Source organism: Bordetella trematum (assembly GCF_900078335.1).
Classification (GTDB): domain Bacteria; phylum Pseudomonadota; class Gammaproteobacteria; order Burkholderiales; family Burkholderiaceae_B; genus Bordetella; species Bordetella trematum.
In genome coordinates this window covers 137,373-146,885 of the sequence record NZ_FKBR01000014.1, presented here as the reverse complement: position 1 = coordinate 146,885, position 9,513 = coordinate 137,373, and the positions used below count along the sequence as shown (strand labels likewise).

The 9,513-nt window shown below is 67.6% G+C and carries 9 protein-coding genes; 7 read left to right on the top strand and 2 right to left on the bottom strand.

The genetic code is table 11. The features are described from left to right. The 3 genes from A7V84_RS20645 to A7V84_RS08325 all read left to right on the top strand — a co-directional run. Positions 1-165, top strand: a 165-nt coding sequence (locus tag A7V84_RS20645) for a phosphate acyltransferase (protein ID WP_156507203.1), incomplete at its 5' end; no start/stop codon positions are given. A gap of 1 nt (position 166) precedes the next feature. Then, positions 167-1,372 (top strand): patatin-like phospholipase family protein, encoded by a 1,206-nt coding sequence (locus A7V84_RS08330; protein WP_033534113.1) that lies wholly within the window; start codon positions 167-169, stop codon positions 1,370-1,372. Beyond that, positions 1,369-1,833: a barstar family protein gene (locus A7V84_RS08325; RefSeq protein WP_025518438.1), complete on the top strand. Its 465-nt coding sequence runs from the start codon at positions 1,369-1,371 to the stop codon at positions 1,831-1,833. The genes A7V84_RS08330 and A7V84_RS08325 overlap by 4 nt, the downstream gene beginning before the upstream one ends. 22 nt (positions 1,834-1,855) lie before the next feature. On the opposite strand, the gene A7V84_RS08320 is transcribed toward A7V84_RS08325, so the two are convergent. After that, positions 1,856-2,590, bottom strand: a complete 735-nt coding sequence (locus A7V84_RS08320) for a 16S rRNA (uracil(1498)-N(3))-methyltransferase (protein WP_025518436.1) — start codon at positions 2,588-2,590, stop codon at positions 1,856-1,858. Between the two features lie 185 nt (positions 2,591-2,775). Between A7V84_RS08320 and tkt the strand changes: the two genes are divergently transcribed. From tkt to A7V84_RS08300, 4 genes are all read left to right on the top strand, one after another. Beyond that, positions 2,776-4,815, top strand: a complete 2,040-nt coding sequence (tkt, locus tag A7V84_RS08315; RefSeq protein ID WP_025518434.1) for a transketolase — start codon at positions 2,776-2,778, stop codon at positions 4,813-4,815. A 33-nt stretch (positions 4,816-4,848) separates the two neighbouring features. Continuing rightward, on the top strand, positions 4,849-5,859 hold the full coding sequence (gene gap, locus A7V84_RS08310) for a type I glyceraldehyde-3-phosphate dehydrogenase (RefSeq protein WP_025518432.1): 1,011 nt from the start codon (positions 4,849-4,851) through the stop codon (positions 5,857-5,859). Positions 5,860-5,970: 111 nt separating this feature from the next. Continuing rightward, a complete protein-coding gene (locus tag A7V84_RS08305; RefSeq protein ID WP_025518430.1) occupies positions 5,971-7,164 on the top strand; it encodes a phosphoglycerate kinase in 1,194 nt (397 codons plus the stop codon). A gap of 97 nt (positions 7,165-7,261) precedes the next feature. Next, complete coding sequence (locus A7V84_RS08300; protein ID WP_170283376.1) at positions 7,262-8,953, top strand: SulP family inorganic anion transporter; 1,692 nt, start codon at positions 7,262-7,264, stop codon at positions 8,951-8,953. On the opposite strand, the gene A7V84_RS08295 is transcribed toward A7V84_RS08300, so the two are convergent. Further along, positions 8,940-9,470: a hypothetical protein gene (locus tag A7V84_RS08295; protein ID WP_063491920.1), complete on the bottom strand. Its 531-nt coding sequence runs from the start codon at positions 9,468-9,470 to the stop codon at positions 8,940-8,942. The genes A7V84_RS08300 and A7V84_RS08295 overlap by 14 nt on opposite strands. Between the last annotated feature and the right edge of the window lie 43 nt (positions 9,471-9,513).

Below are 9,513 nucleotides of genomic sequence, written 5' to 3'. Positions count from 1 at the left end.
ATCGCCTACAACCTGCTCAAGACCACCGCCGGCAGCAACGTGGCCATCGGCCCCTTCCTGATGGGAGCCAATGCGTCGGTCAACATCCTGACGTCCAGTTCATCGGTGCGCCGCATCATCAACATGACGGCGCTCACGGTGGTGGACGCCAACCTCGCGCGCTGACATGCGCTGCGTGGCGCGCCAGCCCCGTCCCGTCGGCCTGGTGCTGACCGGCGGCGGCGCGCGCGCCGCCTATCAGGTGGGCGCGTTGCGCGCCATCATGGAGATCATCGACCCGCGTGCGCGGGCCGGTTTTCCCAACCCATTCCCCATCATCTGCGGCACCTCGGCCGGCGCGGTCAACGCGGCCGCGCTGGCCTGCCGCGCAGACCGGCCGCATCTGGCCGTGCGCCGCATGGAGCGGTTGTGGACCTCGCTGGACAGCGGCATGGTCTATCGGGCGGATGCCCCCGGGCTGATCCGCAGCGGCGTGCGCTGGCTGAGCCTGCTGGCGCTGGGCTGGATGTTCGCCGGCTGGCGCCGGCGCCGTCCGCAGTCGCTGCTGGACAGTGAGCCGCTCAGCCTGCTGCTCGAACGGGTGCTCAACTTCCAGCGCATGCGCCACAATCTGGCCACCGGCCATCTTGCGGCGGTGGCGATCACGGCCTCGGGTTATACCAGCGGCGAGCACTTGACCTTCTATCAGGCGGAAACGCCGATCGAACCCTGGCGGCGTTCGCTGCGGCGCGCGGTGCCGGCCGACCTGGGGGTGGATCACATCATGGCCTCGTCGGCCATTCCTTTTGTCTTTCCGGCGCGCGCGGTCAGCGTCCAGGGGCAGACCGAGTGGTGCGGCGACGGTTCGGTGCGCCAACTGGCCCCCATCAGCCCGGCCATCCACCTGGGCGCCGAGCGCGTGCTGGTCATCGGCACCAGTTTCCGTGATGAAACCCATCCCGAGAAGCGCGCCGCCGAGCCGGGTTATCCGACGCTGGCGCAGGTGGGCGGCCATGCGTTGTCGAGTATTTTCCTGGATAGCCTGGCGATGGATCTGGAGCAGCTCGAGCGTAACAATCGCCTGCTGTGCCAGGCCTCGGCGCGCGACCCGGCGGACCTGAAACTGCGTCCTATCCAGGCGCTGGCCATCACCCCCAGCCAGTCGCTCGATGAGTTGGCATTACAACACTTGCACGCCATGCCGGTTGAAGCGCGTACTCTTTTTCGCGTGCTCGGTGTATCGTCCGAGCCGGGTCGCGCAGGCGGCGGGGCGTTGATGTCCTATCTGCTGTTTGAAAGCGCGTTTACACAACGATTGATTGAACTGGGTTATGCCGATACGATGCGGCGTAATGAAGAAGTGCTGAAGTTTTTCGAGGAGGCCCGGGCATGACGCGCAACGGCCACGATACGCTGTTACGACAATTGCAGCAGGGAGGCGCCATCGCGCCCGACGCCATGGACAAATCGTCCCTGGCCAACGCAACCCAGGAGCTGGGCATGACCCTGCTCGTGGCGGATTGCGATCGCGCCCGCAGTCGCTCGGCGGTGCTGCGAGCCATTGTGAAGGCGGTGGACTTCCCCGAGTTCTTCGGCGGCAATCTCGACGCCCTCTATGACTGCCTGTGCGACACGGTGCTGGACCAGAAGGTCGGCGCGGTGCTGTGGCTGGAGCGGCTGCATTCGGGCGACCCCGCCCTGGAAGAAGATGCCGGCGCCATCGAGGCGGTGTGCGCCGACGCGGCCGAGTTTGCGCGTGAGAATGGCCGGCAGTTCTGCTACGTGATCGAACATGCGGGCCGCCATCCGGACCCGGAGCCGGGCGTGGCCGCCGCGCCTTACGGCGAAGCCTGATTCCCGGGCGGCTGAGGCCGGCTCAGTGCCAGCCCAGCCAGGCGCTGACCGAGGCCAGCAGGGCCAGCCCTGCGGTTTCGGTGCGCAGCACCCGCGGCCCGAGGCGTACCGTCTGCACCCCGGCGGCCTGCGCCAGAGTCATCTCTTCGGGCGACCAGCCCCCTTCCGGACCCACCATCAGGGTCAGCGCCTCGGGCGTTGGCTGGGTCTTCAGCCAGTCTGATAGATGTAGCTCGGCATCAGGGTGAGCCATGATGCGCACGCCCTGGGCCGGCAAGGCCAGCCAGGCACGCAGGGATTGCGGCGGCTCGACCGCCATCAAACGGTTGCGGCCGCACTGCTCGCTGGCGGATTCGGCAATGCGTTGCCAGTGAGCCAGCCGTTTTTCCAGGCGCGGGCCGCTCAATTGCAGCACGCTGCGCTGGGCCGCGATGGGCGCCACGCCGGCCGCCCCCAGCTCGACGGCCTTCTCGACGACCCAATCCATCTTGTCGCCCGATGGCAGTCCCTGGGCCAGCCAGAGTCGGCCCGGTAGCTCGGCCTCGCGCGGATCGTGGGCGCCGAGTTGCGCATAGGCCTGTTTTCCTTCGACCTCCAGCTGCGCGGGGTACTCGCCGCCCTGACCATTGAACAGCACGATCCCGGCGCCTTCGCGCAAGCGCAGCACGCGCAGTGCGTGGTGCGCCAGGGCCGGCGGCAGCGCCAGTCGCTGGCCGGCAGCCAGGGGGGTGTCGCAGTAGAACCGGGGCAGACTCATGCGGCAGGAACTCGGTGAATGACAGGCAATGGGCGCAAAGTTTACCCGGCCGGCAGGTCGCAGGGGGGGGCCGGCTTGTCCATGGCTCGGATGGGATTACCCCTAGATGGTAAAATGGCGAGCTTTATAACCCGATACCGATGGCGCTGCCGAGGCGGCGGTGCCAGCAGCCAAAGAGCCTCCGCATGAGCACTCCGAATGCCCCCCAACTAGCCTTGGCAGATGCCATCCGCATTCTTTCGATGGATGCGGTTCAGAAAGCAAACTCGGGGCACCCCGGGGCGCCGATGGGCATGGCTGAAATCGCCCAGGCGTTGTGGCTGGGAAATCTGCGCCACAATCCGGCTGACCCGGCCTGGGCCAACCGTGACCGTTTCGTGCTGTCCAACGGCCACGGCTCGATGCTGATCTATGCCTTGTTGCACCTGACCGGCTACGATCTGTCGCTCGACGAGCTGAAGCATTTTCGCCAGATGCACTCGAAGACCCCGGGCCACCCGGAAGTCGGCATCACCGCAGGCGTGGAAACCACCACCGGCCCGCTGGGCCAGGGTCTGGCCAACGCGGTCGGCATGGCGCTGGCCGAGTCGCTGCTGGCGGCCGAGTTCAATCGTCCCGGCCACGCCATCGTCGATCACCACACCTATGTGTTCCTGGGCGACGGTTGCCTGATGGAAGGCATCTCGCACGAAGCGTGTTCGCTGGCCGGCACGCTCAAGCTGTCCAAGCTGATCGCGCTGTACGACGACAACGGCATCTCCATCGACGGCAAGGTCGAGTACTGGTTCGGCGACGATACCGCCAAGCGTTTCGAGGCCTATGGCTGGAACGTGATCCGCGGTGTGGACGGCCATGACGCGGCCGCCGTGGATGCCGCCATCAAGGCGGCCCGCGCACAGACCGAAAAGCCCACCCTGATCCTGTGCCGTACCGTGATCGGCAAGGGCGCGCCCACCATGGCCGGCACGGCCAGCGTGCATGGCGCCCCGCTGGGCAATGATGAAATCGCCGGCGCGCGCGCCGCCATGGGCTGGCGCGGCGAGCCCTTCGAAATCCCCCAGGATGTCTACCAGGCCTGGGACAGCCGTGCCGCCGGCGCGGCGGCCCAGAATCAATGGCAGCAGCAGTTCGACGCCTACGCCGCGCAGTTTCCGGCCGAGGCGGCCGAGTTCACGCGCCGCATGCAGGGCGAGCTGCCGGCCGGCTTCGGCGAAAAGGTCCAGGCCTATATCGCCGCGACCGCTGCCAAGGGAGAAACGGTTGCCACGCGCAAGGCGTCGCAATTCGCCATCACGGAACTGGCCGCCCTGCTGCCGGAGCTGCTGGGCGGCTCGGCTGACCTGACCGGCTCGAACTTCACCGACTGGAAGGGCGTGGCCGCCGTGCGCGCCGCCGAGGGCGGTGGCGTGAGCTTCGGTCGTCACATCAATTACGGCGTGCGCGAGTTCGGCATGGCCGCCATCATGAACGGCATTGCCCTGCATGGCGGTTATCTGCCTTTCGGCGGGACCTTCCTGACGTTCTCGGACTACTCGCGCAATGCCATCCGCATGGCCGCGCTCATGAAGCAGCGCGTCGTGCATGTCTTCACGCACGACTCCATCGGCCTGGGCGAAGATGGTCCGACCCACCAGTCGATCGAGCATGCCGCCAGCCTGCGCCTGATTCCCAATCTGTCGGTGTGGCGTCCCTGCGATACCGTCGAGACCGCCGTGGCCTGGAAGCTGGCGGTCGAGCGTCCGGCCAGCATCGGCATGGACGTGCATGACGGCGGTCCGACGGCCTTGCTGCTGTCGCGCCAGAATCTGCCGTTCGTGGCGCGCGACGAAGCCACGCTCAAGGCGGTCGAGAAGGGCGGCTACGTGTTGAGCGATGCCCCCGAGGCGCGTGCCGTCATCATCGCCACCGGTTCGGAGATCGCCATCGCCCTGGATGCGCAGAAGGCGCTGGCTGCCGAAGGCGTGGCTGTGCGGGTGGTGTCCATGCCCAGCACCGATGTGTTCGATCAGCAGGACGCGGAATGGAAGCGTGCGGTGCTGCCGCCGGGCCTGCCGCGCGTGGCCGTCGAGGCTGGCGTGACCGCGTTCTGGCACAAATATGTCGGCCTGGAAGGCGCCGTGGTCGGCATCGACCGCTACGGCGAATCGGCGCCGGCCGGTGTGTTGTTCAAGTTCTTTGGCCTGACCACCGACAAGGTGGTCGAGGCTGTGAAGCGGGTTCTGTAAAAATCAGCGGGTTCTGAAAAAGGAGATTTCGTCATGACCATTCGCGTCGCAATCAACGGCTATGGCCGTATCGGCCGCAACATCCTGCGCGCCCACTACGAAAACGGCAAAAAGCACGACATCGAGATCGTGGCCATCAATGACCTGGGCGACCCCAAGACCAACGCGCACCTGACGCGCTACGACACCGCCCATGGCAAATTCCCGGGCACCGTCGAGGTCGAAGGCGATTACATGGTCGTCAATGGCGACAAGATCCGCGTGCTGGCCAACCGCAACCCGGCCGAGCTGCCGTGGGGCGAGCTCAAGGTCGACGTGGTGCTGGAGTGCACCGGCTTTTTCACCTCCAAGGAAAAGGCCAGCGCCCACCTGAAGGGCGGCGCCAAGAAGGTCATCATCTCGGCCCCGGGCGGCAAGGACGTGGACGCCACCGTGGTGTTCGGCGTCAACCAGGAAGTGCTGCGCGCCGAGCACACCGTGATCTCGAACGCGTCGTGCACCACCAACTGCCTGGCCCCGCTGGTCAAGCCGCTGAACGACAAGCTGGGCGTTGAGACTGGTTTGATGACGACCATCCACGCCTATACCAACGACCAGGTCCTGACCGACGTCTATCACGAAGACCTGCGCCGCGCCCGTTCGGCCACCATGAGCATGATCCCGACCAAGACCGGCGCTGCCGCCGCGGTCGGCCTGGTGCTGCCGGAACTGAACGGCAAGCTGGACGGCTACGCCATCCGCGTTCCGACCATCAACGTGTCGATCGTCGACCTGACCTTCATCGCCAAGCGCGAAACCACGGTCGAAGAGGTCAACAGCATCCTGGAAGCCGCCGCAGGCAAGGAGCTCAAGGGCATCCTGACCTACAACGTCGAGCCGCTGGTGTCGATCGACTTCAACCACAACCCGGCTTCGAGCAACTTCGACGCCACCCTGACCAAGGTTTCGGGCAAGCTGGTGAAGGTGTCGTCCTGGTACGACAACGAGTGGGGCTTCTCGAACCGCATGCTCGACACCACCGTCGCGCTGATGAACGCCAAGTAAGCCGTCGCAGGCGTGGAGCCGCTGCGCGGCTCCGGCTTGGACGATGGGCCGGCCCCCCTGGAGCCGGCCTTTTTGTCGCCCAGGCCAGCGCCGCCCATGAAGGAGAACGAGATGTCCCAAGTGAATACCCTTTCCGCCCTGGCCAAGTCCGGCGCGCTCGCCGGCAAGCGCGTGTTCATCCGCGCCGACCTGAACGTGCCGTTTGACGAGGCTGGCCGCATCAGTGAAGACACCCGCATCCGCGCCTCGGTGCCCGGCATCCGCATGGCGCTGGACGCCGGCGCGGCCGTCATGGTGACCTCGCACCTGGGACGCCCCAAGGAGGGCGTGCTGACCGAGGCCGATTCGCTGGCGCGCGTGGCGCAGCGCCTGTCGGAACTGCTGGGCATGCCGGTGGCGCTGGTGCAGAACTGGGTCGATGGCGTGACGGTCGAGCCGGGCAGCGTGGTGCTGCTGGAGAACTGCCGGGTCAATCCGGGCGAGAAGAAAGACGATGAGGCGCTGGCGCGCAAGATGGCGGCGCTTTGCGATGTCTACGTCAACGATGCCTTCGGCACCGCGCACCGCGCCGAGGCCACCACGCACGGCATTGCGCGCTTTGCGCCGGTCGCCTGCGCGGGCCCGCTGCTGCAGGCCGAGCTGGAAGCCCTGGGTCGGGCTCTGCACGAACCCAAGCGCCCGCTGGTTGCCATCGTAGGCGGCTCGAAGGTGTCTACCAAGCTGTCCATTCTGCAGGCCCTGGCCGGCAAAGTGGATCAACTGGTGGTGGGCGGCGGCATTGCCAACACCTTTATGCTGGCTGCCGGTCTGCCGATCGGCAAGTCGTTGGCCGAGCCGGACCAGGTCGACCAGGCGCGCGCCGTGATCGAGATCATGAAGGCGCGTGGCGCGGCGGTGCCGATCCCCACCGACGTGGTGTGTGCCAAGGCCTTTGGCGCTGACGCCGAGGCGACCGTCAAGGCTGCGACCGATGTGGCTGAGGATGACATGATTCTGGACATCGGCCCACAGACGGCGCAGGCGCTGGCAGCTATCCTCAAGCAGGCCGGCACCATTGTCTGGAACGGCCCGGTGGGTGTGTTCGAGTTCGATCAGTTCGCCAACGGTACGCAGGTCATCGCTCAGGCGATCGCCGATTCCGAGGGCTTTTCGATCGCCGGCGGTGGCGATACGCTGGCCGCCATCGCCAAGTACCACATTGGCGATAAAGTGGGGTATATCTCTACCGGTGGCGGCGCTTTCCTGGAGTTCCTGGAGGGCAAGTCGCTGCCGGCCGTGGCCGTGCTGCAGGCCCGCGCGGGCTGAGGCAGCCAGCCGCCCACGGGCGGCGCGGCAGGATCGGGGCCCGCGGCAGCGGGCCCTTTCTCTTTGTATGCGGCGGGTGTTTCTTGAGCGGTCGTCGATGAATCTGAAACTGTTTTTCCAACCGGGCCTGGATCGCTGGCGCGGCATGACGCCGGCCTCGGCGCGGCGTGATGCGATGGCCGGCCTGGGCGTGGCGGCGGTGGCGCTGCCGGTGGGGCTGGCTTACGCCACCATGATGGGGCTGCCGGCGGCTTCCGGCCTGTGGGCGGCGATCGCCGGCATGCTGGGCTATGCTTTTTTCGGCGCCTCGAGGGTGCTGGTCGTGGGGCCCGATACGGCCACCTGCACCCTGATTGCGGCCACCCTGACGGGTCTGGCGATCGTCGAGCCCGAGGCGCGCCTGGCGGCGGCCGCCGGCATGGCGGTGGTGGTAGGCATGGGCTGCCTGCTGGCGCGGGTGTTCCGCCTGGGTGTCTTGGCCAATCTGCTGTCGCGCCCCGTGCTGGTGGGGTATATGGCGGGGGTGGCGGTCACGCTGGCATGGGCGCAACTGGCCATCCTGACCGGCGCCGGGCCGCGCCCGGCGGATCTGCTGCGCCCCTTCGAAATCCTGACCCGCCTGGTGACCCAGGCTCATCAGGCCACGCTGGCGCTGGGCGTGTTGTGCTGCGCTTTTCTGGGCGCGGTGCGCTGGTGGCGGCCGCATTGGCCGGGGCCGATCCTGCTGGTGGGCCTGTCTTGCCTGCTGTCCTGGGTCTTCAACCTGCCGTCCTGGGGGATCGCCGTGGTGGGCGACATTCCGGCCGGCCTGCCGTCGTTGAGCTGGCCGGGCGATTTTCACGATGTGCCGGGCTTTCTGCTGGGCGCCGGCGGGGTGCTGCTGGTGAGCTTCTCCAGCGGCATCGTGACTGCGCGCAGCTTTGCCACCATGAGCGGCGAGGAGGTCGATCCCAATCGCGAACTGGTCGGCTTTGGCGCGGCCAATCTGGCCTCGGGGCTGTTCCAGGGGTTTGTCGTCACCGGCGCGGACTCGCGCACCGCCGTGAGCCTGAATGCGGGCGCGAGTTCGCCGCTGGCCAGTGTGGTGGCGGCCCTGGCGCTGAGCGCGGTGGTGGCACTGGCGACCGGCGCGCTGTACTGGCTGCCGCAGCCGGCGCTGGCGGCCATTCTCTTGTGGGCGGCCATCGGCCTGGTGCAGTGGCAGGCGTTCCGCCAGCTGGCGCGCGTCTCGCGCGCGGAGTTGATGTTCGCCGTGCTGGCCGCGGTAGGGGTGGTGGCCTTCGGGGTGCTGGGCGGGGTGATCACGGCTGTCACGGCCACGCTGATGTATGTGATGTACGTCACGGCCAATCCGCGCGATGCGCTGCTGGGGCGCGTGCCGGGCGATCACGCCCTGTGCAAGCTGCACTTGAATCCCGAGGCCGAGCCGGTGCCCGAGACGGTGATCTGGTTGTTCGAGTCCTCGATCTGGTTCTTCAATGCCGACGCCTTCCGGCGGCGCGCGCGCGATGTGCTGGCGCTGGCCGGGCGGGCGCGCTGGTTCGTGCTGGACGCCGAGGCCATGACCCATGCCGATGCCGACGCGGTCGAGGCGCTGTTCGCGCTCAAGCGCGACCTGGATGCCTGCGGCACCGAGATGATGATCGCCGGAGGCCATGGCTGGTTCCGCATGGCCATGGAGCGCTCCGGCCTGATCGAGGCCGTGGGCCGCGATCAGGTGTTTTTCTGTGTCGAGCAGGCGGTCGAGGCCATCGAGCAGCGCCGCCAGGCCTCGCCTAGCCCTGCGTGAACGTATAGAGCGCCTGCGGGCTTGCCTGCAGGGCTGCCTGGCCGATGCGCGCGCGCAGTGCGGCGTGCACCTGCTGCCCTTGCGGCGAGGTGTCGGGCATCAGCGTGAAGAAATCCGCGGGCAGCACGTCCGGGCGCAGCACGGCGCACACGCTGCGCGGGCCGCGATGCAGGATGAAGCTGTACGACTTGTCGGCACGCGGGCTGTAGCGCGCCTGCGGCAGGTCCAGGTCGACCTCGTAACAGCCGCGCGTGACGGCGCGGGTCACGAATTCGAAGGCGTCGCGCACGCCGGGGCCGGGGTGGCCGCTGGTCACGCGCAGTTCGGCGCGTGCGATGGGGGTGTCGTCGTCCTGCAGCAGCGGCAGGGCGCCGCGCAGGCCTTGGAAAACCAGCGCCAGCATGGCCAGCGCGCCGTGGCCGTGATAGGCCTGCACGGCGTCAAAGCCGATGCGTTGCGGGCCTTGTTCGGCCAGGATGGTGAGGGCGGCAGCGGCCGGGGCCGTCAGGGTATGCATGGAAACTCCGGAAAGTGGCGGCCGGCCCGGGGCATGGGCCGGC